This is a genomic window from Paenimyroides ummariense (genome assembly GCF_900115115.1).
Lineage (GTDB): Bacteria > Bacteroidota > Bacteroidia > Flavobacteriales > Flavobacteriaceae > Flavobacterium > Flavobacterium ummariense.
Genome location: NZ_FOVI01000010.1, coordinates 23,644 through 47,878, shown reverse-complemented (window position 1 = coordinate 47,878; position 24,235 = coordinate 23,644). Strand labels below are relative to the sequence as shown.

Here is a 24,235-nt window from a genome sequence, read left to right as displayed (position 1 = left end):
TTCAATTTTTTTTGAAGAATCGCTTTCTTATTTTTGCTTTTATGAAAAAGATACTGTCCATACTTCCGTTTTTAATTCTTCTTATTTTTGTTGATGGTTTTGCACAAAATATTCAACTGAAAGGAAAAGTAGTCGATGATGCTAAAGCTCCGCTTGCCGATATGACTGTTTATCTGTCTAAAGCAAAAGATTCTACGCTTATTCAATACGCTACGACTGATGTTTCCGGTTTGTTTTCTATTGATATTAAAGCTGTTGAAGAACCTTCGTATCTTACGTTTTCGTACATTGGATACAAAGATAAAATCGAAAAATTCGATAAAATCAATCAGTCAAAATATTTAGGCGAAGTTGTAATGGTGCCTGATTCGGATGTACTTTCGGAAATTGTAATTGTTACCGATGCACCGATCCGTGTAAAAAACGACACTTTAGAATTTAATGCTTCGTCTTTTAAAGTTCGTCCTGATGCCAATGTAGAGGCTTTGTTGAAAGAACTGCCGGGTGTAGAAATTGATGCCGATAAAAAAATAACCGTAAATGGTAAAGAAGTAACCCAAATTCTAGTTAACGGAAAGCCTTTTTTTAATACCGACGGAACCATTGCAATGCAGAATTTACCTGCCAATTTAATTAAAAAAATTCAGGTTACCGACCATAAAACCAAACGCGAAGAATTTTCGGGCAGAAATGCAAAAAGTGATAATGCCAGCATAAACCTAACCATAGATGAAGCCAACAACAAAGGTTTAATGGCGAAGTTAAGTGCAGGAATTGGCAGCATTATAGATGGATCGAACCGTTACGAAAGCAGCGGATTAGTCAATTATTTTAAAGGAAATCGTAAAATTTCGGTATTAGCATCGTCTAATAACATCAATTCCGAAGGTTTTTCAATGGATGAAATTTTTGATAATATGGGTGGTGGTCGCAGTCAGTTCTTAACCTTTGGCGGACGTTCTGGTGGGCCAGGCGGTTTTGGTAGTGGCTCGGGAATTACACGCACACACATGGCTGGTTTAAATTATTCTGATCAGTTTTTTAAAGGATTTGAAACCAACGCAAGTTATTATTTTAAAGATACGCAGAACAAAAACAACAACCGTTCACGTGTGATAAACCTGTTGCCTGACGGCGATTTTATTACCGAATCGGAATCGCAGCGTTTAAATAACAACACCAACCACAATGCCGATGTTCGTTTGGAATATAAAATAAACCCGACAACTCAATTGTTTATTAACCCAAAGTTAACGGCTAACAACAACGAATTCAGAAATACATCCACCGCAAAATCAATGGATGCAGATGGCACTTTATTTAACGAAAGTAATGAAAGATCATTCTCTACATCGGACAGTTTTACGTTTAAAAATTCAATTGAATTCAATAAAAAATTAAACGATAAAGGCAAAAATTTCAGTTTGGAATTCAGCAACGATAATTCAAAAACAACAGGTTTGGGTAACACCAATTCGACAACTTTGTTTTATCAGGGCGATCAACCAAACGATATTCGTAATCAGGAAGAAAGATCAAACAGCACCGATGACATCTATACAATAACTGCAGAATATTCGCAACCTATCAGCGAAAAAACGTTTATTGACTTGGGTTACACATTTGATTACAACAATCAAACCGATAATCTGAACACTTTTAATTTTAACGAAGAAACCAATAGTTTTATTGATTTTAATGATCGTTTATCAAACCAAACGCACACGAACATCATTACCAATACGCCTTATGTGGGCATAAATTACGACAACGAGAAAGTAGAATGGTTTGTAAATTCGGGTGTGAATATTGCTAATTTTAATGCATCGGCTTTTTACATGAGCAACGATTATGCTGTTGATAGAAAATTTATTTCGCCTTATATCCGCAGTAATTTCAGATACAAGCTTGATAAAAACAAAAATTTCAATATTGGTTACAACTACAACGTAAATAACCCGAACGCTACGCAGATTCTGCCTTATGAGCGTTTAAACGATCCGTTGCAAACATACATTGGTAATCGCGATTTAGATCAAGCAAGATACCACTCGTTACGTTTAGGTTTTAGAAATTACAACTTTCAACTGCGTTCTGGCTGGAGTATTTTTGCTAATGCAAGCTTTTACGACTCGCAAATTGTTTCTTCTACCCTATTCGACGAAAACCGCAAGCGAACCACTACCTATGAAAATGTTTCGGGTGCATTTAACACTGGTTTATTTTTCCATTGGAGTAAATCATATAAATTTGACGCCCATACTATTCGATATGGAGCTGGAAGTAATATCAACTTTAACAGACAAAAAGGTTTTGCAAATGGTATTTTGTATGATGCAGACGAAATCAGTTTTTCTCCAAACATTTACGGATCTTGGGATTATGGCGAACTTTTTACAATAGCACCATCATACAACGTATCGTTTAACAATACCAAATACAGTAATTTTCAATTATCAGAAACAAGTTTTGTACGCCATAATTTAATGTTGCAGACAACCACGTATTGGCCAGAAAATTTTACTTGGGGTAACGATTTTGGTTACACCTACAATACTAATATTGCACCGGGATTTCAAAGAGATTTCTTTTTGTGGAACACAGCAGTTTCGTACACATTCTTAAACAAAGCGTTGACTGCAAAAGTGAAAGTTTATGATTTGTTGAATAAGAATATTGGAACATCAAGAACAATTAACCCAACAGCGATTATCGACCAAGAAAATACCGTTTTAGAACGTTATGTAATGTTTTCGGTAACATGGAAATTCAATCAATTTGGCAATTCGTCAAACAACAGAAACCGTGGTGGCAACCGTATGATGATGCCTGGCAGAATGAGAGATTTATAGAATTATTTCAAATAATAAAAATGTTAAAAGCGTGTGAAAAATTATTCCACGCTTTTTTTTATATACTTTTTTTAACATTTTTGCGTTTACTAAAAACTAATAAAAAAACATTTATGAAAAACCTACTGCTTATTTGCATGCTTTTGTGTGGTACATTTCTTTATGCACAAAAAATTGAGTTAAAAGGAAAAGTTACAGACAACAATAAAAAACCTGTAGAGTCGGCTACAATTTATTTATCTTCCAAAAAAGATTCTACCTTAATAGATTATACCATTACCGATATAAAAGGAATATTTTCAATGCCTATTAAAAAAATCGAAGAACCAACTTTTATGACCATATCTTATCTTGGTTTCGAGGATTTTTCGCAAGATTTTGAAAGCTTAAAAGAAAGTATCGATTTAGGAACCATTACATTAAATCCTGGAAGCGATGTATTAGACGAATTGGTAATTACTACCGATGGTCCACCGGTACGCGTAAAAAAAGATACGTTAGAATTTAATGCATCGGCATTTAAAGTGCGTCCAGATGCTACCGTGAAAGAACTTTTAGAACAATTGCCCGGTGTAGAAGTAGATCAGGCTGGTAAAGTAAAACACAATGGTGTAGAAGTGACCAATATTATCGTGAACGGTAAACCCTTCTTTAGTGAAGACGGCAAAGTAATCATGGAAAATATTCCTGCCGAAATTATTAACAAAGTACAGATTACCAATTTTAAATCGAAAGAAGAAAAACTCTCAGGCGCGCAATCTAACGGCGAAACAAAAACTATCAATCTTACCATTGACGACGATAAAAACAAAGGCTTGTTTGGAAGGATTATTGCCGGATATGGAACAGATGACCGATACGAATCGTCGCTTTTGTTCAACTATTTTAAAGGCGATTTTAAAATTAGCGTTTTAGGATCATCAAACAACATTAATTCTCAAGGCTTTTCTACAGATGAAATTATGGACAACATGTCGGGCGGTAGAAACAGTTATTCATCTTGGAGCAGCGACGGATCTTTTTCAGTAAACGGAATGGATTTTGGCGGACAACAAGGTATTAGTCAAACCGATATGCTTGGTTTAAATTACAGCGATACTTGGGGTAAAAACAACAATGTGAATGGTAATTACTTATTTCGTGAAGTTGAAAACAGAAACAAGAACAAATCGCGTATAGAAAATCTTTTACCTGAAAACAGATACATTACCGAATCGGAATCAGAACTACGCTCTAAATCAACAAAACACACTTTTAATTATGAAGTTGAAATAGCAATAGATTCACTTACAACATTATCTATAATTCCTAAATTAGAGCGTGGTATTAGTTCATCGCGAACTAACGGATTTAGTGTAACCCGCAATGAATCAGGAGAATTGTTGAACGAATCTACAAACGATAATTTTACAAGTGGCGATACTTACAATTTTCAAAACCAATTATTGTTATCGCGCAGATTTAAACGTAAAGGTCGTAGTTTAAGTTTTACGTTTACCAACGACAACTCAAATAATCAAACAGAGCAATTAAGAAATTCTGCGAACTATTTCTATCAAACTCAATTACCAGACGATATCAGAAATCAAAACATTCTATCGTCAAACCATACAGACCGTTATGCGTTAAATGTGGTTTATCGGGAACCTATTGGTAGTAAACAAACATTAACGTTGAGTGCTACGAATACGTGGAGAAATGAATTTCAAGGCAGAAGTACTTTTGATTGGAATGAAAATGCTGATAATTTTTCTGATTACAACGATTTATTATCGTTCAGCAACAATTTAAAAGGATATAGATTGGATCCAAGCATTGGATACCAGCTAACAGGCGAAAAATTTTATTTTAGTGCAGGTGCAGGAACAGCCATAAACAATTACGATGTAGCATCGTATTACAACGGCACAAACTTTTTAAATCAACGTACCGATTTATTGCCAAGTATTAGAACATACGGAAATTACCGCATTGGGAAATCAACAAGCATCAGCTTAAATTATTCTTACCGTGAAGAAAGCCCAATGATGAACCAGTTGTTAGAGTATGAAGATTTATCGAACCCGCTGTTTATATCAAAAGGAAACAAAGATTTACAAACAACTCAACGTCATAATCTATATTTAAATTTTAACAATTACGATTGGCAAACACGATCAGGATACTATGTTTTTGCCGGTGGAACTTTTAATTCACGCGGAATAACATCATCTACCATTTTCGATGAAAATTACGTGGGTTATTCTACCTACATAAACATCGAAAACACTTATGATTATTGGCTTGGAATTAATTACAACAAGGGTTTTCAAATAACAGATAAAGATAAATTAACTGTTGCAGCAGGTATCGAATTTAATAACGGATTAGATAAAGGTGTGCAAAACGGTGTACTTTACAGTACCAACCGTTCATCTATTCAACCAGAATTAAGTCTTACTTTCGATTTTAATAAAAAACTAATTATTAAGCCTAATTACAGTTACGAAATTGTAAATAATAGTTTTGATAATTTTATTATTGATAAATCGAACTTTTTTAAACACAATGCGGGTTTAATGATTACATCGTACATGCCTAAAAATGTAGTTTTTGGTAGTGATATTATGTACGAATACAACTCTAGCCTTTCCAGCGATTTTAGAAAAGATTTCTTGCTTTGGAATGCCAGTTTAGGATACAATTTCTTTAACGAACGTTTCTTGGCTAAAGTTAAAATTTATGATATTTTAAATCAAAACCAAAGTGTTAGAAGAAGTGTTTCGCCAACTAACATTTCAGATGTTCAAAACACCATTTTAAAACAATATGTAATGTTTTCTGTGACTTATAAATTAGAAAAGTTTGCAGGAAAGAAGAAAAGCAGATACGGTTTTGATGAGGAATAAAAGTAAAAATGTAAATGCCCCAAAAGTTGATACTGTTTGGGGCATTTTTTTATTTCGTTACTTCGTCTATAACTTTTATTGTTTCGTCTAAATCTTCGTAAGATAAAGCGTCGGTAATAAACCATGTTTCGTAGCTTGACGGTGCAATGTAAATACCGCGCTCTAACAAATCGTGAAAGAACTTTTTAAACTCGGGTGTATCTGCTTTTGAAGCATCTTCGTAATTTTCCACTGCGTTCTCACAAAAGAAAATCGAAATCATAGAACCTACTCTGTTTACTGTAAACGTTTTATTGTTTGCATTTAAAACCTTGCGGATTCCTTCTTCCAAATAGGCTGTTTTTGCTTCTAAACGATTGAATAATTCAGCATCGTTGTTTATAGCCTGCAACATAGCCAAACCAGCTGCCATTGCCAACGGATTCCCCGATAATGTTCCTGCCTGATAAACTGGACCTACAGGTGCCAGATAATCCATAATTTCGGTACGTGCAGCAAATGCACCAACTGGTAAGCCACCACCAATTACTTTACCAAAACAAACAATATCTGCGTTCACATTAAACAATTCTTGCGCACCACCTTTTGCCAAACGAAAACCGGTCATTACTTCATCAAAAATCAACAATGTTCCGTTTTCATCACAGATCGATCTTAATTCTTGAAGAAAATTATTCACGGGTGGCACACAGCCCATATTTCCTGCTACCGGTTCAATGATAATGGCTGCAATTTCGTTTTTATTCGCTTGAAATAATTCTTTCACAGAATTTAAATCGTTGAAATTAGCCAACAAAGTATCTTGCGCAGTTCCTTTTGTAACTCCGGGACTTGAAGGCACTCCAAAAGTTGACAAACCACTACCAGCTGCAATTAAAAAAGAATCGGAATGCCCGTGGTAACAACCGCGGAATTTGATTATTTTTTCTCGTTTTGTAAAACCTCTCGCCAAACGAACCGCACTCATACAAGCTTCGGTTCCTGAATTTACAAATCGAATTTTATCAATATTCGGAACCATTGAAACAGCCAATTTAGCAATTTTGGTTTCTATCTCTGTGGGAGTTCCAAACGATGTTCCCAATTTTGTTTTCTCAATTACGGCATCAATTACGGGCTGATACGCATGACCCAAAATCATTGGCCCCCATGAATTAATGTAGTCAATGTATCGTTTATCATCTTCATCAAAAAGATAAGCTCCATTGGCTTTTTTAATGAAAATAGGCGTTCCACCTACCGATTTAAACGCACGAACGGGAGAATTAACTCCTCCCGGTATATATTTTAATGCTTCAACGAATAATTCGCTGCTACGTTTGTATAACATTTATTGAATTTTTATGATTTGCCCTACACTTAAATTGTTTGAATTTAAACTGTTTAATTGTTTGATATGATCTACCGACGAATTAAATTTCTGACAGATTGCAAACAATGTATCACCTGCCTGAACGGTATAAGTTTGTGCTTGAGCTCCGTAATTTGTTGCTAAAACTTCATCGGTTTTCGTTGGAACAAACTGATAATCTGAACCTAAAACTTTTTGATCGTATTCGTACAACTTATATCGCTCTATAATGCTGATTAATTTTTGAGGATAACGAGGATCTGTAGCATAACCCGCTTTTTTTAAACCTTTTGCCCAAGCAGAATAATCGCTTTTATCTAATGTGAACAAATTTTTGTAGTACACTCTGTTTGCTAAAAATTCGGAATGATCGTTGTAAGATTCCATTGCTGAATGGTATTTTCTAAAGCATTCGTTTGGAGCATCATCGGTATGAGAAACCGTTTCGCCTGTCCATTCTTCCTTACATTTAATTCCGAAATGGTTGTTGGCTGTTCTGCACAACGTTCCGTTTCCTGATCCCGATTCTAAAATTCCTTGTGCCAGTTTAATACTTGCAGGAATTCCGTACGTTTTCATGCTTTGCATTGCTGCACCAGAATATAAATTTATATAATCTTCTACGGTATTTTTAGAAACATTTACTTTTGAAGTTGCTATTAATGTTTCACTGTCGTCTTTTTCTAATAAAGGTTTAACAGGTTTTGCAGGTTTTGGTTCTGCTATCGGAGTACTTTCTTTTTTAACTGCAGATGCGGTTGTAACAACTACTTTTTTCTTCTTATTATCACCATTTCCGTATTCTTTGGCAATCTTTTCTTTTACTTTTGTATTATGAGCCGCACTGCAACTCATTAAAATCAATCCTGTAAATAGTACGGACAATACTTTCTTCATATTTCAGCAATGTTAGATTGAAGCCCTTGTAAACCTCCTGTATGAATTATTAATATTTTTGAATCGGGTTTAAAATAACCTTTTGATATCAAATCGATTACACCAAAAAACGTTTTTGATGTATAAACAGGATCCAAAGATATTAAATATTTTTTAAAAAATTGTTTCATAAACTGTCTCAGTTTATCATTTAACTTTGCGTAACCTCCAAAATGATAATCAGTTACCAAATTCCACTGACTGTTTTCTGCATATTTTTGGATATCTTCTGTTAAGAAATCGCCTTTTAAAGCAGGAAAACCAAGTGCTTTTTGATGCGGTTTTAAACTGTTGATAATTCCCGAAATGGTTCCGCCTGTACCAACAGCACAACAGATAAAATCAAACATTTTGTCGTCATCTGTTAAAATTTCTTTGCATCCTTTTACAGCCAATTTGTTTGTTCCGCCTTCTGGAATCAAGTAAAAATCGCCAAACTTTTCTTTCAATTGATCTAAAAACTCTGTATTATTTTTATCGCGATATTGCGTTCTGGTAACAAATTCAAACTGCATTCCGTTTTCTGATGCTTTTTTTAATGTAGGATTTTCCAGATATTTCTCCTGCAATTCTTCGCCACGAATTACTCCGATCGTTTCAAAACCAAATTCTTTACCAGCCGCCGCTACTGCCGCAATATGGTTAGAATACGCTCCGCCAAATGTCAGTAATTTTGTAAATCCTAATGTTCGAGCCTCGATTAAATTGTATTTTAGTTTTCGGAATTTATTGCCCGATATTTCACTATGCAGCACATCTTCCCTCTTTACATAAACTTCGATCCCAAAATCATTCGGAATAGCTATTTTTTGATTGAAGGATTCTTGTTGTGGCTGTATCATAAATAATTTAAAAAAGAAAAGAATTTTCGGTTGGCAAGATAATCTGTATTCGATTCGTTTGCGTAAGCTTCCCGTTCAAAGGAAATATTTCGGTAAGCTTTTTTTCGATTTTTATATTGAATCAATCGAACCAGAAATTCCAAAACATACCAAATAAAAAACGGAAGAATTAATAATTCTATCTGCTGTCGCAAATGTATTTTTTCGTGATTAACAAAGGTTTTATGGGTACGTAGATGCTTTTCGCGCGCAAAAATAAACGGGTAAACAGTTATACCCGAAAACCCTTTTGGCACCCAAAATTTAGAAATAATCAATCGCATTTGGAGTCGTCTTTAAGGTTTTATAACAATATCCGTTAGTTTATCAGGATTTTGTCTGGTATCAAAAACTGCTATTACATCTATGGTTTTGTTTTGAACATCAGCAACATAAAGAATTTTATAGTTTTTCACCACAATTTTTCTACATTGTAAAGCGTATTCATCTGCACTAAACTGATTTTCAAAAATGATCGAATTAGGTGCATTTCTAATAGCTGCCACCAAATTCTTTGCTGCTTCAACAGATTTCAATTTTATAAAATCATAAATATTTTTTACATCCGATTTTGCTTCATTAGACCATTTAATTTTGTACATGATTTACCAAGTTTCAATTTCTTTAGCAAAGTCTTCGTCTGTAGTAAAATTGCCTGATGCTATATCATCAATTCCTTTCTGTACTTTTTTATGATATTCCTTCAAAGTTAAAGGCTTTCCATCTGTTGAATAACCAACAACCTCTTCTTTGTTTGAGTTTGACAAAAGTATTTTTTTCAATTCTTCTAGAACCGATTCTTTGTCAACAAGCAAAAGACGTTTTATTAGCTCCAATTTTGTAGCCTGAATATCCATAATTATTTATTTTAAAGTAAAATTACAAAAAAAATAGTAAATCACAACTTGGCAACTAAAGGGGCGATATCCTGATAAACTACATTCAAAAAAAAACAAAAAATATTCACTAATTTTGTAGTTATGAGAAAAGATTTAATTGAAGGTGAAGATTATTACCTTTCGGACAAAGGTTTTAGAATTTTTACCGAAAAATATCTTTTAAATCGTGGACATTGTTGCATGAGTGGATGCAAGCACTGCCCTTACGGATTTAGTAAATTAATCGATCAAATTAAGAAAAAAACAAAACCGAGAATTATGACGTTTCAAGAAGAAATTCTTCAGGGAATTCCGGCACAATTGCCATCAAAAGCTTTATACGACGCTACCATTAACCACGCACCAAAGCGTAAAGAAATATTATCGGCAGAAGAAAAAACATTGGCATTACGTAATGCTTTGCGCTATTTTGAACCGCAACATCACGAAACGTTGATACCTGAATTTAAGGAAGAATTAGAAAAATACGGTAGAATTTACATGTACCGTTTTCGTCCAAAATACCGCATGTACGCTCGTGATATTAACGAATATCCGGGAAAATCGTTACAGGCAAAAGCCATACAAATGATGATTCAGAACAATCTGGATTATGCTGTGGCGCAACATCCGCACGAATTAATTACTTATGGTGGTAACGGAGCCGTTTTTAGCAATTGGGCGCAATATTTATTAACCATGAAATATTTGGGCGAAATGACCGATGAGCAAACGTTGGTTATGTATTCTGGTCACCCAATGGGCCTGTTTCCATCGCACAAAAATGCGCCAAGAGTTGTTGTTACCAATGGAATGATGATTCCGAACTATTCTAAACCGGATGATTGGGAAAAATTCAACGCGTTGGGTGTTACACAATACGGACAAATGACTGCCGGATCGTACATGTATATTGGTCCGCAGGGAATTGTGCACGGTACAACCATTACGGTTTTAAACGGTTTCAGAAAAATTGGCAAAGAACCAAAAGGTAACTTGTTTGTAACTTCAGGTTTAGGCGGAATGAGTGGTGCGCAACCAAAAGCAGGAACTATTGCCGGCTGTATCACGGTTTGTGCCGAAGTAAATCCTAAAATTACGAAAATTCGTCACAGTCAAGGGTGGATTCACGAAGTAATTGAAGATTTAGATCAATTGGTAGATCGCGTTAAAAAAGCACAAGCTAATAACGAAGTAGTTTCTATTGCTTATTTAGGTAATGTGGTGGATGTTTGGGAAAAATTCGATCAGGAAAATGTAATGATCGATTTAGGATCCGATCAAACTTCGCTTCACAATCCTTGGGCTGGTGGATATTATCCGGTAGGAATTTCGTTTGAAGAAGCCAACCAAATGATGGCCGATCAACCTGAATTATTTAAAGGAAAAGTTCAGGAAACCTTGCGTCGTCATGCGGCAGCCATCAATAAACACACTGCAAAAGGCACGTACTTTTTTGATTACGGAAACGCCTTTTTGTTAGAAGCATCGCGTGCCGGAGCTGATGTTATGAACCCTAATTCAACATTAGGTCGTGAATTTAAATATCCATCGTACGTGCAAGATATTATGGGACCAATGTGTTTTGATTACGGTTTTGGACCGTTCCGTTGGGTTTGTGCGAGCAATAATCCGGAAGATTTACAAAAAACCGATGCTATTGCTTGTGAAATTTTAGAGGAAATGATTAAAACATCGCCAGTTGAAATTCAGCAGCAAATGAAAGACAATATTCAATGGATTCGTGGTGCACAAGAAAACAAATTGGTAGTTGGATCTCAAGCTCGAATTTTATATGCTGATGCCGAAGGTAGAACCAACATAGCAAAAGCGTTTAACGATGCCATTGCCGCAGGAAAAATTGGTCCGGTTGTATTGGGTCGCGATCATCATGATGTATCGGGAACAGATTCTCCATATCGTGAAACATCGAATATTTATGACGGATCTCGATTCACAGCCGATATGGCAATTCACAACGTAATTGGCGACAGTTTCCGCGGTGCAACTTGGGTTTCAATTCACAACGGCGGCGGTGTTGGTTGGGGCGAAGTAATTAACGGTGGTTTTGGTATGCTTCTTGATGGTACTTTAGAAGCGGAACAACGCTTAAAATCGATGCTTTTCTGGGATGTAAACAACGGTATTTCGCGCAGAAGCTGGGCAAGAAACGAAGGAGCTGTATTTGCAATTAAACGTGCAATGGAAGCAGAACCTTTATTAAAAGTTACGCTACCAAATTTAGTTGACGACAATTTATTAAACTAAAATATTATGAAACTATTTAAACTAATACCTCTATTATTGCTGTTTGTTATGGCTTCGTGTAGTTCGGTGCAAGTTGCTACAGATTACGACAGCAGCGTAAACTTCAGTCAGTTTAAAACGTATGCTTTTATGAAAGACGGTGTTGATAAAATCAATATTTCTGACTTGGATAAAAAACGTATTTTAAAGGCAATTGACGAAGAATTGACTGCAAAAGGTTTTACAAAAAGTGAAAATCCTGATTTGTTGATTAACTTATTTACAGATGCCAAACAAATTGTAAATGTTAATACTTTTTACGGAGGTTGGGGTTATGGAATGTACCGCCCGTGGGGATGGAATCCGTGGATGATGGGACCAGGTTATCAATCGGTATCAACATCAACCCAAGGAATTCTTTATATCGATGTTTTAAAAGCAGCCAATAAAGAATTGATCTGGCAAGGTAAAGGAAGTGGTTATTTAGCTACCAAACAAAGCAAAAAAGAAGAACGTATTAAAGAATTTGTCACAAAAGTTTTAGAGACGTTTCCCAAATAAAAAAGCAAGGTTTAAAACCTTGCTTTCTTTATAAACCATCAATTTCTTCCTGAGTTTTTTCCCAGTCTTCCATGGTTTTATCCAAATCGGATTTTAATTTTTCGTAAGCTGTGAACCATTTTGCATCGTTCATCAACTTTTCATAATCTTTAGCCAGTTCTAAATCTGCCTTTGCGATTTTCTTTTCAAGATCTGTAATAGTACTTTCTGCTTTACTCAACTTATTATTCAACGTTTTTAAACGTTTTTGATCGTCGTAAGAAAGTGATTTTTGTTGTTTTACAACAACTTCTTGTTTCACTTGGGTATTGGCGTCTTTTTTCTGTTCAAAGTCACGCATATCGCTTGCATTACGCTCTTCCAGAAAATAATTGATATCGCCTAAATATTCTTTGATCTTTTGATCTTTAAATTCGTACACTTTATCGGTCATTCCCTGTAAAAAATCACGATCGTGAGAAACTAACAACAACGTTCCTTCGTAATTTTTCAAAGCCGCCTTTAACACATTTTTCGATTTAATATCTAAATGGTTCGTAGGCTCATCCATCAACAGCACGTTGATTGGTTTTAAAAGCAACATTGCCAATGCCAAACGATTTCGTTCACCTCCAGATAGAACTTTTACCTTTTTCTCAACATCATCGCCACGAAACAAAAACGATCCCAACATATCACGAACTTTTGATCGATTAGAATCTGTAGCTGCATCAATCATCGTATCTAACAATGTTTTTTCTCCATCTAAATAATCTGCCTGATTTTGTGCGAAATAACCTAATTGAACATTATGACCAATTTTTATCGATCCACCATATTCAAACTCATTCATAATGGCTTTGATTAAGGTTGATTTTCCTTGACCATTTTGCCCTACAAATGCAATTTTACTTCCGCGTTCGATAAACAGGTTGATGTCTTTAAAAATGATTTTCTCACCATAAGCTTTCGTAACTTTTTCGATTTCTAAAACAACTTTTCCCGGAGTTTGCGATACAGGAAACGAAATATTCATTACCGAATTATCGTCTTCATCAACTTCGATACGTTCAACTTTATCCAATTTTTTGATGAGCGATTGCGCCATTGAAGCTTTGGTTGCTTTATAGCGGAATTTTTCAATCAGCTTTTCAGTTTCTTCAATCTTCTTCGCCTGATTTTTTTGAGCTGCCAACTGCATTTCGCGCATTTCTTCTCTTAAAACCAAATATTGGGTGTAGGACTTATTAAAATCGTAAATTTTTCCTAACGATATTTCAACGGTTCTGTTAGTTACATTATCCAAGAACATTTTATCATGCGAAACCAAAACCACAGCTCCCGAAAAAGATTTCAGGAAATTTTCTAACCAAATGATCGATTCAATGTCCAAGTGGTTCGTAGGCTCATCTAACAACAAAATATCGTTGTTCTGAAGCAGCAGTTTGGCCAATTCAATACGCATACGCCAACCACCCGAAAACGTATCGGTTAATTTATTGAAATCATCGCGTTTAAATCCCAAACCAAGCAATACTTTTTCTGTATTTCCCTGATACTGATAACCGCCTAAAATATCAAATCGATGCGTTAAATCGCTTACTTTATCTATTAATTCATGATACGATTCTGATTCGTAATCAGTACGTTCAACCAATTCATTATTTGACTTTTGAAGCTGATCTTCCACATACAAAATCTCATCGAAAGCCTGATAAGCTTCTTCTAAAATGGTTCTTCCCTTTACAAAATCGATATCCTGTTTCAGAAAACCGATCTTAATTTCTTTATCAAAAGCAATCGTTCCCGAATCTGGCTCAACTTCACCCGATAAAATTTTAAGCAGAGTTGATTTACCAGCACCATTTTTACCGATTAAACCAATTCTATCGCCGGCTCCTAACCGAAAAGTAACGTTTTCAAACAAAAAATCTCCGCTAAACGATACGGATAAATCGTGTATATTAAGCATACTGCTATTTAATTAATTGTAGTTTTTTATAATATCTAGCAACATTGATATTCGGATCCAAAGGTACGTTATTTTCGATGTTTTGAATGAGTTTATCTGCAAGATATGGACCCAAAAGCACACCGCGCGTTCCCAAACCATTCAGAATATATACGTTTTTGTGCTGATAATGTGCCCCAACAAGAGGTCTGCGGTCTTTAACTGTTGGTCGAACTCCGGCTACATGCTCAATGATTTCATATTCGCAATCAATCAATTTCTCTAGACCTTCGATTAATTCATTTTTAGCTTCATCTGTTAAATCATCTGTTTTATCTTGCCAATTGTACGTAGCACCAACTTTGTAAATATCATTTCCGATAGGAATAATAAACACACTTGATTTCACAATAGACTTCAGTTTAAGATTCGGGATTTTCACATACAACAGTTCCCCTTTTGTTCCATCAAGCGGCAAATAATTAAAAAACGGATTATTTAACATGGAGAAACCTTCTGCGAATACAATTTGTTTTGCTTGAACATCCCTATAAGTTACCGAATCATCCTCGCTGATTAATTCATCATAAATGAAAGATTCGTTCAACAGCAAGTTGTTTTTTTTAAGATACTCCTGATATATTTGAACGAATAAATTCACATTTAAAAACCCGGTATTATACACTTCTCCAAAATGATACTCACTATCTATATGTTGAAACTTATCTTTTAAAAGATTTACATTCAGATAAGGGGCTGTAACAGCATTATCGCAAGCTAGAAACCAATTGTTTTGTTCTTCAACCGTAGCAAATTTTCTGTAAATAGGCAGTTTATGATAAAATGAACTGTTTAGTATTTTCTCAACTTCAGGATAAAACTCATCTGCTAATTTTAATTGCGCATCAGCTTCCCAAATAGAAGTAAAACGCTTTAACACGACTGGATTAAACATGCCTCCTGCAACTTTTGACGAAGTTCTTTGTGCATTATCTATCACAACAAATGACTTTTTTTGTTTGATACAAAATTGTACGATACACAAACCAGCCAAGCCGGTACCTACTATTATATAATCTACTTTCATGGTAAAAAAAAAAACTCTTATCATTAGATAAGAGTTTTATATATTAATTTACAAATTTAGTAATTCCATAAATCATCTTCCAAATCGCGGATAGATTCTTTAACACGTTCTGCTTCTAATAACTGCATCATAGCATTACCTTGAACATACTCGCTAATGTTTCTGTCCCCGTAAATATTATCTGTTTTATAGATCGTTCCAGAGAATTTACGAGCATTAAACAAGTAATCAAAATTCATCTTCATCGCTGGGTTCTTTTCATTAAATGCATATGTATTGTACAATGTTTCACGAGCATCTGGGAAGAAAATCCAAAATAAAGGAACTGCCTGTTCAAAATCCTCACCTTTAGTTGCGATATCAGTAACAACAGGAGCCAAAGCTAATAAACGATACTTTAATTCTCCTGCATTACGATCTAAATACCACATACCCATAGTACGATATTCTTTTACATCAGTAGGACGAATCTCAGTTGTATAAATATACTGTCTATCAATTTTTCCTTCTAACATATATTGTTCTTTTCCAGCTTCGGCAGTATCAGTACGAACAAACTTAGACTCTAAATCTTTAATATTTAATTTAAATTTAAAGTTTTCATCTTCATAAACTTCATTTATTTTTTTGTTCATAACTGCATCCTTTAAAACATTCCACAAAGGTTTACGATCAATTGTTTCTTCTAAAGGAAAATAATAAACCAAATTTTGTCTTTGATCTAAAGGCAATACCTCCCAAACCTTTTTTTGAAAAATGATATCACGATCATTTACATATTCATAAGGAATTGGTCCATCAGCCTTAGCATAGATTTCTTCAATTGATTCATCACCAATTTCAGCTGCCATTCGCGCATTTAAAATATTGTTCTGTGCAAAACTTACACCTGTAACAACTATTGCACAAACAGTAAAAAATAGATTCTTAAAATTTTTCATAAACCAAATTTATTATTGAATTGTAAAGGTTGCATTTGTTGGATCTTTAATCACAACATTCGGATTCTCTACTAATTTAGCCTTAATATTTACAATACGAACTACATCACCAGGGCGTAAACGATTTGCTTTTGATTGAGCTGAAGATGGTAAAGAACCTCCTCCATTTACAACTTCAGATCCCATACCTGGAAAAACAATTGTATATTGAGTAACTCTTAAATTAGTTTCAAACTCAAAATCTTCCATTTTAGCACTTATCTGAACCATTGCTAAATTACTCGCTGGTCCTTTTGCATCAGATTCTCCACGAATTAATCCACGAGGACGAGGTAACGGTCTAATTCTAAACACTTGTTTAGAACTAATTGCTTTCCCGTCAGGCATTGTTCCTGTAGCTGTAATAACAGCTTCTTTTCCAGCACTTGGTGTAAACATAAACTTACCGTTCCCTATCTTTTTTAATGTACCATTAGTTGCAGAAGCAGTTACTTTATCAGAAGTAATTCCTTCTACTGTTACAGATATAGGGTTGTCTAATCCAATATATACAACATTCATTTTATCTGCTGAGATAGTTGCTGAACTTGGACGACTTACTACTACATAGTTTGAGTTTAAGATGTCAACTACTACAGGTTTTCCATCTTCCATAAAGGTAAATTTACCTGTAAATTTATGTTCACCTAAACCAGAAGCTACTGAAGTACCTTCTACCTGACCTGCTTTGATTCGTGACTGTGGGATAGTTGCACCATTAACCACTACCGAAGTAGGAACTGTAGAATTATCATAACGACCTAAAACTACTTTATACTTAATAGGCTCACCTTGATAATACACCGCTTTATCAGGAATTACCATTGCCTGGTAATTTTTCATAGAAGCTGCTTGTTTTAATGAGTTACCTAAAAATAAATCATAAGCTTCGCGTTCTAAAACTTTAGCATCATTCTGTAAAGATGATAAATAAGCTAAAGAAGCAACTGCAGGATATCCTTTAAAGTGATAATCTAAATATTCAATATCTTGCTTATCCTTATTTTTAACAGGATTTGTATTAAATTTTTTATCGATATTTTCTAATAAAAACTTGTAAGTAACATCGTTTCCTACTATCGCTTTAAAATCATTACGGTATTTTTCAAAACGTGCGATGATTTCCTTGCCTTTTGCTGATAAACCATCTTTTTCAAACCATCCGTAGTCAATTTCCTGCCCTTTGTCCATTTGTTCATAAGGCAATTTATTTGTTTCCGGATCATTTGTAAATCCTTTGGTAGCATCACCTTTTAATGAACCAATATAATTATAAAATTCAGTTGTAAGTTTTTGTACTTTCAACGCCTTTTCATAAGGTTCTGTATAACGTGCCGGTTCGTCTTCAGCTTTACCCGCTAATGCAGTTAACAAAAATTCATTTGTTCCTTGAGCGTTAGTATTAGCATCTTCGAACTTTTCGTTCATTAATCCAAAAGCTGTTAAAACCTCTTTCGACATATTAAGCGCCATCATCGCGATGAACACTAAATACATCAGGTTAATCATCTTCTGTCTTGGGGTTTGTTTTCCTCCTGCCATGTCTAATTAGATCTGATTTAAAAGTTAATACTAATTAGCTGTTTTACCCATAGCAGATAACATTCCGCCATAAACTGCATTTAAAGTTGATAAATTTGAAGTTAATGACATCATTTGCTCTTTTAATTTCAAGTTATTTTCAGCAACTTCTCTGTTAATATCTGCATTTTTAGTTGCGCTTTCTAATTGTACTTTGTACATAGAATTCAACGTTTCTAATTGTTGTGCAGCTTGAGCCATTTCTTCAGCATATCTGTTAGAAGAAGCAACTGTTTCAACTGTAGGAGCGATTCCTTTAGCTGCAGCTTCGAAATTTTTAATACTGTCACGTAAACTTTCCATTAAGTTTCCGTCGATTTTTGCTTCTCTTAAGATATTATCTAATTTTTCAGACAACAAACTTCTTTCCATTGTTGGTTGCGCTGCAACTGCTGGTTGTGCAGATGCTGCTGCATAAGCCGGAGCTACTGTTCTTGTTTGAACTTGTGGCGCAGCTTGGTTAGATCCACCTATTGATGTTGTAGCAACTGTACCTGTAACACCTACGTTACCTGCAACCTGCATTGCTCTTGGTTCGCCACCTTTTAATTCAGGGTAAACACGTGCCCAATCTAATTCGTCATCTACAGGCTCAAAAGCTGAAATAGCGAAAATTAATGCTTCAACTAAAAGACCTACAGTTAACATATTGTTACCATTTAAAGGTCCTAATTCCATGTGTGTAATTTTAAATAAAGCACCTACGATTACAACTGCTGCTCCCATACCGTAGCAGAAATTCATTACTTTTTTTGGAATAGCCATCTTATCTTAAATATTTAAATTTTTAGTTAGTTTAATTATGTTGGTTTAATTGTTTAATTGTATTATCTTGCATTTCTACCACTTTGTGGCGCATTAGCTTCATTTAATAATCCTGGACCCGGTGCTGAAACAACTGTTCTGAAACCGATGTAACAACGAGCAGAATCTGCATTTTCTTTATCGCGAGTTGCAACTTGTAAAAAATAGTGTGAATCTCTCCAAGAACCTCCACGAACTACTTTTAATGGATTTGTTGTTGCTCTACCTTTAGGTTTTAAACCGGATTGCATTGTGTAGCTTCCTTCATCGTAAGCCGAATCTGTCCACTCTGCGACGTTACCAGCCATATTATATAAGTTATAACCGTTTGGTTTGTATGAGCGTGCTTCTGCTGTATATAAAGCTCCATCTACTGCGTAGTCTGCACGATCTGGTTTAAAGTTAGCCAAGAAACAAGCTTTTTCATCTGTAGTATAAGGACCACCCCATGGATACATTGCGTTTTTAAGACCACCACGAGCAGCATATTCCCACTCTGATTCGCTTGGAACACGGTATTCATATAAATTGTGATTCATTTTACGGTCTGAAGTATAAGCTTTTTTGTAAAGTGTTCTCCAAGCAGCAAAAGCTTTTGCTTGATGTGCTGTAACACCTACAACAGGGTATTCTCCGTAAGCTTCATGCCAAAAATATTCTCTGAACATTGGCTCGTTATAAGAATAATTGAAGTTTTTAACCCAAGCTGTGGTATCCGGGTAAACATTCACAATTTCTGTTTTTAAGAACTTCGCCTGACGGTTTCTAACTTCGTTAGAACTATCGTTCACGTAACCGTTCTCATCCCACCAAGAATATTTAAAGTTTAATTTCTGAACATCAAACGATACCATTCCGTTTAAATTTTGTGTTGCCGGAATGTACAATGAATCCATTACCTCTACATAATACTCATCTGGGTAACGTCTAGGGTCTGTAATTAAACGTGCTTTTTTATTTAAACGACGCCCTGCATATTCATCATCATCCATAGCCATACTGTAATAGTTATCATACATATAACGGTCGTACGCTGTTTGGTTTTGATTTAATGAAGGATCTTGAACTTCTTGAAATGCAAACGCTCCAATTCCACCTGCCGTGGCATCCATTCCCATTTCATCTGCCATAATTGCCAAACGGGTTCTTACAATAGAATCTTTAACAAACTCAACAAATTTACGGTACTGGTTGTTTGTAACTTCTGTTTCATCCATATACATAGAACCAATAGTCACTGAACGAGCCGGTGCGTCTTCAGCTCCAAGTAAATCTTCATGAGTTTTACCCATTGTGAAAGATCCACCCGGAATAAAAGCCATTCCCTGTGGCTTTTCGGTAATCCAGCGTTTCCCTTGCGTCCCTTCTAGTAGCTCTCCTCTGTCTCCAGAACCACAACTGAACATTAACGAGGCAACCGCAGTAAGTGTAATGAACTTCTTCATATATTAATTGGGGTTTTATTTTAAAAATTATTCAAAGCGTAAACCTATCTAATTATTTTTAAATATACAACGAAATCTTAAAAAAAAATTTAATTTATATTTAACAATTTAATTTAAAACACAGTTAGCCTAACAGTTTTTTGTTTGCACGCCACCAACGATCGGGCACAACGCTTTGTAAAGATTGCTTGTAATCATCGTAGCTACAAGGGAATAACACTTTACGACTGTCGTTTTCTAAACTGTTAATTTCGATCCACCAGCGGTCAGAAATATCGCTTTTAAAAAAAACCAATTCCTGTTCTTCTAACGGCACTATATATTTTAAATAGGATGATTTGCTAATATAAGGATATTCGTTCATTCTGAAATTAAATCCTTCAACAAAATACCATAAAATCTGCGTAATTAACAAACTTTTTTGCGAAATATTATCGATATTAAAAATACCAAAGCTGCTTACACGGTCACTTAAACCGGCGTAACGTGCTAAAGCACAGATTTCTCGCCCATCAAACCCATTTGGATTAAACTGAGAAAAAAAACCTAAATCGGCTGATTTTACCGCATTAATATCTAAACTTACGATATCGGCATCGCGCAAGACAGGCTCGGCTATTTTAACATCTGATATGATTTCGCCCAAACGATACGCTTCAAAATACATTTTATCGATCAGATCAATTTCTTCCTGTGAATTAAAGTAGGTTTGATAGCCCAACACACTGAAATTATGCAGATTGGTTGGTGCATCCATAATAATACGTGTCATGAAATTTTCCGACGGATTTTCTACATCAGCAGCTACATCAATTTTATTATCGATACAAACCAAATTCACGTTTTGTTCTAACGCATCGTATCCACGGTACATACCAAAGGTTAAATCTTGCGATCCGCCTAAAACAATCGGAACGATATTCTGCTTCAACAGATCGGCAACCAACATTTTTACGGCAACATAAGTATCTTCAATACTTTCGCCTGCTTCAATGGTTCCTAAATCGATTATTTTTTTTGTCCAATTTCCTGGAAAAAGCTGATAAAGATTCTTTCTGAATTCATCAAAACCAACATTATCAATTGCACTAGAAACTCCGCGATTTTCATTCACCGTAATAATTGCCAACTGCACATTATCTGTTTCCGGTAACGATTTTTGGGTGTGAATGCCCATTGTTTTACCCAACGAATGTTTAGGCAACGTATTTATAAACTGCTCTAATTCGGCAGAAATGGGTTTTAAAATTTCGTACATCATAACGTATTATTTTTTTGTTGTACGTTTAGTTGTTGTTTTGGTTGTTTTAGCTGCCGGTTTTTTGGCAGCAGTTTTCTTTGCTGCTGTTTTTTTAGCCGGAGCTTTTTCTTCGATCATTTTTTGAATTTCTTCTAAAGTTAAAGCAGCCGCATCGATATCCTTATTTAATTCGATTTTCACCTTTCCTTTTAAAATAACCGATCTGCCCCAACGTGCTTTTTCTACACGAATGCCTTCTTCTCTAAAATCGTGAATAACCTTGTCTTTTTCCTTTTGAATTTTATCTTCGATCAATTCTTCTACATCATTCGTTGAAAGATTATCGAAATTGTATTTTTTGTTTACGTTGATGAACATGTTGTTCCATTTGATAAACGGACCAAAACGACCAACTCCTTTTTGAACCGGCAAACCTTGATAAATGGCAATTGGCGCATCGGCTTTTTGTTTTTCTTTGATCAATTCTATGGCACGATCTAACGTTACATCTAAAGGATCTTCGCCTTTTGCAAGCGATACAAACATTTCGGCATAACGCACATACGGACCAAAACGACCGTTGTTAACTTCGACCGTTTCCCCTTGATATTCGCCCAATGTTTTAGGAAGCAGGAACAATTGCAACGCTTCTTCTAAACCTATGGTTCCTATATTTTGATTTGGATTTAAACTTGCAAACTGTTTTTCTTCGTCTTCTGCATCACCAATTTGTGCAACTGGTCCGAATTTACCCAAACGCACCAAAACAACTTTTCCTGATTTTGGATCGTTTCCTAAAATACGTTCGCCCGATTCACGTTCTGCATTTTTCTCGACATCGATTACCGTTGGATGAAAATGACTATAAAATTCGTTCATCATTTTTGTCCAATCTAAATTTCCTTCGGCGATCTCATCGAAACTTCCTTCAACGCGAGCCGTGAAATTATAATCTAAAATGGTTTCGAAATTCTTTACCAAGAAATCGGTAACAATATTTCCTATATCGGTTGGAATCAATTTTCCTTTATCGGCACCTACTTTTTCTAACTGGGTTGCAGTTGAAATTTTATCGTTCTGTAATCGCAAAACCTGATAATTACGTTCAGTTCCTTCAGCAGTTCCTTTTTCTACATAATTACGTGCGATGATGGTTGAAATGGTTGGCGCATACGTTGACGGACGACCGATTCCTAATTCTTCTAACTTTTTAACCAAAGCAGCTTCGGTATAACGAGCCGGCGGACGTGAAAAACGTTGTGTAGCCGTAATGCCGTTGCTTGTTAAAAGTTCGTTCACTTTCATTGCCGGCAATAAACCTTCTTGTTCTTCGTCTTCGTCATCGTTTCCTTCTAAATAAACTTTTAAAAATCCTTCAAAAAGCAAAACTTCACCCGTTGCAACAAAATGCTGGTTGTGTTTATTGGCAACAATGGTAACATTGGTACGTTCTAACTGTGCATCGCTCATTTGTGAAGCCAACGTACGTTTCCAAATTAATTCGTACAAACGCGCCTGATCACGGTCGATATTCACGGTATGCTTAGACATATCTGTCGGACGAATTGCCTCGTGGGCTTCTTGCGCGCCTTTTGCTTTGGTAGAGAAATTTCGGGGCTTACTGAATTCTTTTCCGTAAACATTTACAATTTCTGTTTCGGCAGCTTTTATGGCATCTTGCGACAGGTTCACACTATCGGTTCTCATATAAGTAATCAATCCGTTTTCGTACAAACGTTGCGCTAACATCATGGTTTGCGAAACAGAATAATACAGTTTACGCGATGCTTCCTGCTGTAAAGTTGATGTGGTAAAAGGTGCTGCCGGAGATTTTTTTGCAGGTTTGGTTTCTAAATCGGAAACCTTAAATTCTGCACCAATATTTTTTTCGAGAAAAGCCTGAGCTTCCTCTTGAGTTTTAAAGTTTTTAGGCAATTTTGCTTTGAACGATTTACCGTTTGCTGCAACAAATTCAGCCGTGATGCTAAAAGATGATTCGGTATTAAAACCTTCAATTTCGCGTTCGCGTTCCACAATTAATCGGACAGAAACAGATTGAACACGACCGGCAGATAAACCTGCACGTACTTTTTTCCATAAAACCGGCGACAATTCGTAACCCACCAAACGGTCTAAAACACGGCGTGCCTGTTGTGCATTTACCAAATTATAGTCAATAGTTCGCGGATTTTCTATTGCTTTTTGAATGGCTGTTTTAGTAATTTCGTGAAAAACGATACGTTTTGTATTTTGTTCTTTTAACTTTAATTCTTCTGCCAAATGCCACGCAATTGCCTCACCCTCGCGATCCTCATCGGATGCCAACCAAACCATTTCGGCTTTTTTAGACAGATCTTTCAGTTTTTTTACAACCGCTTTTTTATCGGCAGAAACTTCGTATTTCGGTTTAAAATCATTCTCTATATCAACACCAATTTCTTTTGAAGGTAAATCGGCAATGTGACCAAAACTTGATTCTACCTGATAATCTTCCCCTAAAAATTTTTCTATCGTTTTTGCCTTTGCAGGCGACTCTACAATCACTAAATTCTTTGCCATTCGTTTTTCAATTTG

At 35.4% G+C, this 24,235-nt stretch carries 18 protein-coding genes; 4 read left to right on the top strand and 14 right to left on the bottom strand.

The window, feature by feature from the left end; all coding sequences use genetic code 11:
- The first annotated feature begins 41 nt into the window (after window positions 1-41).
- Both BM253_RS09000 and BM253_RS08995 read left to right on the top strand, forming a co-directional pair.
- Window positions 42-2,852 (top strand): outer membrane beta-barrel protein, encoded by a 2,811-nt coding sequence (locus BM253_RS09000; protein WP_091522588.1) that lies wholly within the window; start codon window positions 42-44, stop codon window positions 2,850-2,852.
- A 113-nt stretch (window positions 2,853-2,965) separates the two neighbouring features.
- Window positions 2,966-5,740 (top strand): outer membrane beta-barrel protein, encoded by a 2,775-nt coding sequence (locus BM253_RS08995; RefSeq protein ID WP_177205754.1) that lies wholly within the window; start codon window positions 2,966-2,968, stop codon window positions 5,738-5,740.
- A 49-nt stretch (window positions 5,741-5,789) separates the two neighbouring features.
- Here the strand turns inward: BM253_RS08995 and hemL are convergent, their stop codons facing one another.
- From hemL to BM253_RS08965, 6 genes are read right to left on the bottom strand one after another with little or no spacing between them, the layout of a single operon-like run.
- Window positions 5,790-7,070, bottom strand: a complete 1,281-nt coding sequence (hemL, locus tag BM253_RS08990) for a glutamate-1-semialdehyde 2,1-aminomutase (RefSeq protein WP_091522583.1) — start codon at window positions 7,068-7,070, stop codon at window positions 5,790-5,792.
- Window positions 7,071-7,988, bottom strand: coding sequence for a glucosaminidase domain-containing protein (locus tag BM253_RS08985; protein WP_091522580.1), 918 nt, complete (start codon window positions 7,986-7,988; stop codon window positions 7,071-7,073). It lies immediately after the preceding gene.
- Window positions 7,985-8,869: a 1-aminocyclopropane-1-carboxylate deaminase/D-cysteine desulfhydrase gene (locus BM253_RS08980; protein WP_091522577.1), complete on the bottom strand. Its 885-nt coding sequence runs from the start codon at window positions 8,867-8,869 to the stop codon at window positions 7,985-7,987. The genes BM253_RS08985 and BM253_RS08980 overlap by 4 nt, the downstream gene beginning before the upstream one ends.
- On the bottom strand, window positions 8,866-9,192 hold the full coding sequence (locus BM253_RS08975) for a hypothetical protein (RefSeq protein ID WP_091522573.1): 327 nt from the start codon (window positions 9,190-9,192) through the stop codon (window positions 8,866-8,868). Before BM253_RS08975 ends, BM253_RS08980 begins: the two co-directional genes overlap by 4 nt.
- A gap of 12 nt (window positions 9,193-9,204) precedes the next feature.
- Window positions 9,205-9,510 carry a type II toxin-antitoxin system RelE/ParE family toxin gene (locus tag BM253_RS08970; RefSeq protein ID WP_091522570.1) on the bottom strand — a complete coding sequence of 102 codons (306 nt, stop codon included), beginning with the start codon at window positions 9,508-9,510 and terminating at the stop codon, window positions 9,205-9,207.
- A 3-nt stretch (window positions 9,511-9,513) separates the two neighbouring features.
- Entirely contained in the window at window positions 9,514-9,765 is a 252-nt protein-coding gene (locus BM253_RS08965) for a hypothetical protein (protein WP_091522566.1), read from the bottom strand.
- Window positions 9,766-9,888: 123 nt separating this feature from the next.
- Here BM253_RS08965 and BM253_RS08960 point away from each other — a divergent pair, with 123 nt between their 5' ends.
- Both BM253_RS08960 and BM253_RS08955 read left to right on the top strand, forming a co-directional pair.
- The gene (locus BM253_RS08960; RefSeq protein ID WP_177205753.1) at window positions 9,889-12,054 is read left to right on the top strand and encodes a urocanate hydratase; all 2,166 of its coding nucleotides are present in this window, start codon (window positions 9,889-9,891) and stop codon (window positions 12,052-12,054) included.
- Between the two features lie 6 nt (window positions 12,055-12,060).
- On the top strand, window positions 12,061-12,594 hold the full coding sequence (locus BM253_RS08955) for a DUF4136 domain-containing protein (protein WP_091522563.1): 534 nt from the start codon (window positions 12,061-12,063) through the stop codon (window positions 12,592-12,594).
- A gap of 28 nt (window positions 12,595-12,622) precedes the next feature.
- On the opposite strand, the gene BM253_RS08950 is transcribed toward BM253_RS08955, so the two are convergent.
- From BM253_RS08950 to topA, 8 genes are all read right to left on the bottom strand, one after another.
- Entirely contained in the window at window positions 12,623-14,545 is a 1,923-nt protein-coding gene (locus tag BM253_RS08950) for an ABC-F family ATP-binding cassette domain-containing protein (protein WP_091522559.1), read from the bottom strand.
- Window positions 14,546-14,549: 4 nt separating this feature from the next.
- Window positions 14,550-15,635 carry an NAD(P)/FAD-dependent oxidoreductase gene (locus BM253_RS08945; RefSeq protein WP_245758482.1) on the bottom strand — a complete coding sequence of 362 codons (1,086 nt, stop codon included), beginning with the start codon at window positions 15,633-15,635 and terminating at the stop codon, window positions 14,550-14,552.
- A gap of 32 nt (window positions 15,636-15,667) precedes the next feature.
- Complete coding sequence (gene porN / locus BM253_RS08940) at window positions 15,668-16,552, bottom strand: type IX secretion system ring subunit PorN/GldN (RefSeq protein ID WP_091522556.1); 885 nt, start codon at window positions 16,550-16,552, stop codon at window positions 15,668-15,670.
- 12 nt (window positions 16,553-16,564) lie between these two features.
- Complete coding sequence (porM, locus tag BM253_RS08935; protein ID WP_091522555.1) at window positions 16,565-18,133, bottom strand: type IX secretion system motor protein PorM/GldM; 1,569 nt, start codon at window positions 18,131-18,133, stop codon at window positions 16,565-16,567.
- Window positions 18,134-18,163: 30 nt separating this feature from the next.
- The gene (gene porL, locus BM253_RS08930) at window positions 18,164-18,937 is read right to left on the bottom strand and encodes a type IX secretion system motor protein PorL/GldL (protein WP_091522551.1); all 774 of its coding nucleotides are present in this window, start codon (window positions 18,935-18,937) and stop codon (window positions 18,164-18,166) included.
- A 62-nt stretch (window positions 18,938-18,999) separates the two neighbouring features.
- Window positions 19,000-20,421: a T9SS ring complex lipoprotein PorK/GldK gene (gene porK / locus BM253_RS08925; protein WP_091522547.1), complete on the bottom strand. Its 1,422-nt coding sequence runs from the start codon at window positions 20,419-20,421 to the stop codon at window positions 19,000-19,002.
- Window positions 20,422-20,545: 124 nt separating this feature from the next.
- Complete coding sequence (locus BM253_RS08920; RefSeq protein WP_091522544.1) at window positions 20,546-21,682, bottom strand: formimidoylglutamase; 1,137 nt, start codon at window positions 21,680-21,682, stop codon at window positions 20,546-20,548.
- A gap of 6 nt (window positions 21,683-21,688) precedes the next feature.
- Window positions 21,689-24,220: a type I DNA topoisomerase gene (gene topA, locus BM253_RS08915; protein WP_091522541.1), complete on the bottom strand. Its 2,532-nt coding sequence runs from the start codon at window positions 24,218-24,220 to the stop codon at window positions 21,689-21,691.
- Window positions 24,221-24,235: the final 15 nt, after the last annotated feature.

Bases quoted from the DNA above. Each gene is read 5' to 3' on its own strand.
- porL (WP_091522551.1), bottom strand. From the start codon at position 18,937: ATGGCTATTCCAAAAAAAGTAATGAATTTCTGCTACGGTATGGGAGCA.
- BM253_RS08960 (WP_177205753.1), top strand. From the start codon at position 9,889: ATGAGAAAAGATTTAATTGAAGGTGAAGATTATTACCTTTCGGACAAA.
- BM253_RS08975 (WP_091522573.1), bottom strand. From the start codon at position 9,192: ATGCGATTGATTATTTCTAAATTTTGGGTGCCAAAAGGGTTTTCGGGT.
- BM253_RS08970 (WP_091522570.1), bottom strand. From the start codon at position 9,510: ATGTACAAAATTAAATGGTCTAATGAAGCAAAATCGGATGTAAAAAAT.
- BM253_RS08945 (WP_245758482.1), bottom strand. From the start codon at position 15,635: ATGATAAGAGTTTTTTTTTTTACCATGAAAGTAGATTATATAATAGTA.
- topA (WP_091522541.1), bottom strand. From the start codon at position 24,220: ATGGCAAAGAATTTAGTGATTGTAGAGTCGCCTGCAAAGGCAAAAACG.
- porM (WP_091522555.1), bottom strand. From the start codon at position 18,133: ATGGCAGGAGGAAAACAAACCCCAAGACAGAAGATGATTAACCTGATG.
- porN (WP_091522556.1), bottom strand. From the start codon at position 16,552: ATGAAAAATTTTAAGAATCTATTTTTTACTGTTTGTGCAATAGTTGTT.
- BM253_RS08955 (WP_091522563.1), top strand. From the start codon at position 12,061: ATGAAACTATTTAAACTAATACCTCTATTATTGCTGTTTGTTATGGCT.
- BM253_RS08985 (WP_091522580.1), bottom strand. From the start codon at position 7,988: ATGAAGAAAGTATTGTCCGTACTATTTACAGGATTGATTTTAATGAGT.
- porK (WP_091522547.1), bottom strand. From the start codon at position 20,421: ATGAAGAAGTTCATTACACTTACTGCGGTTGCCTCGTTAATGTTCAGT.
- BM253_RS08965 (WP_091522566.1), bottom strand. From the start codon at position 9,765: ATGGATATTCAGGCTACAAAATTGGAGCTAATAAAACGTCTTTTGCTT.
- BM253_RS08995 (WP_177205754.1), top strand. From the start codon at position 2,966: ATGAAAAACCTACTGCTTATTTGCATGCTTTTGTGTGGTACATTTCTT.
- BM253_RS08980 (WP_091522577.1), bottom strand. From the start codon at position 8,869: ATGATACAGCCACAACAAGAATCCTTCAATCAAAAAATAGCTATTCCG.
- hemL (WP_091522583.1), bottom strand. From the start codon at position 7,070: ATGTTATACAAACGTAGCAGCGAATTATTCGTTGAAGCATTAAAATAT.
- BM253_RS08920 (WP_091522544.1), bottom strand. From the start codon at position 21,682: ATGATGTACGAAATTTTAAAACCCATTTCTGCCGAATTAGAGCAGTTT.
- BM253_RS09000 (WP_091522588.1), top strand. From the start codon at position 42: ATGAAAAAGATACTGTCCATACTTCCGTTTTTAATTCTTCTTATTTTT.
- BM253_RS08950 (WP_091522559.1), bottom strand. From the start codon at position 14,545: ATGCTTAATATACACGATTTATCCGTATCGTTTAGCGGAGATTTTTTG.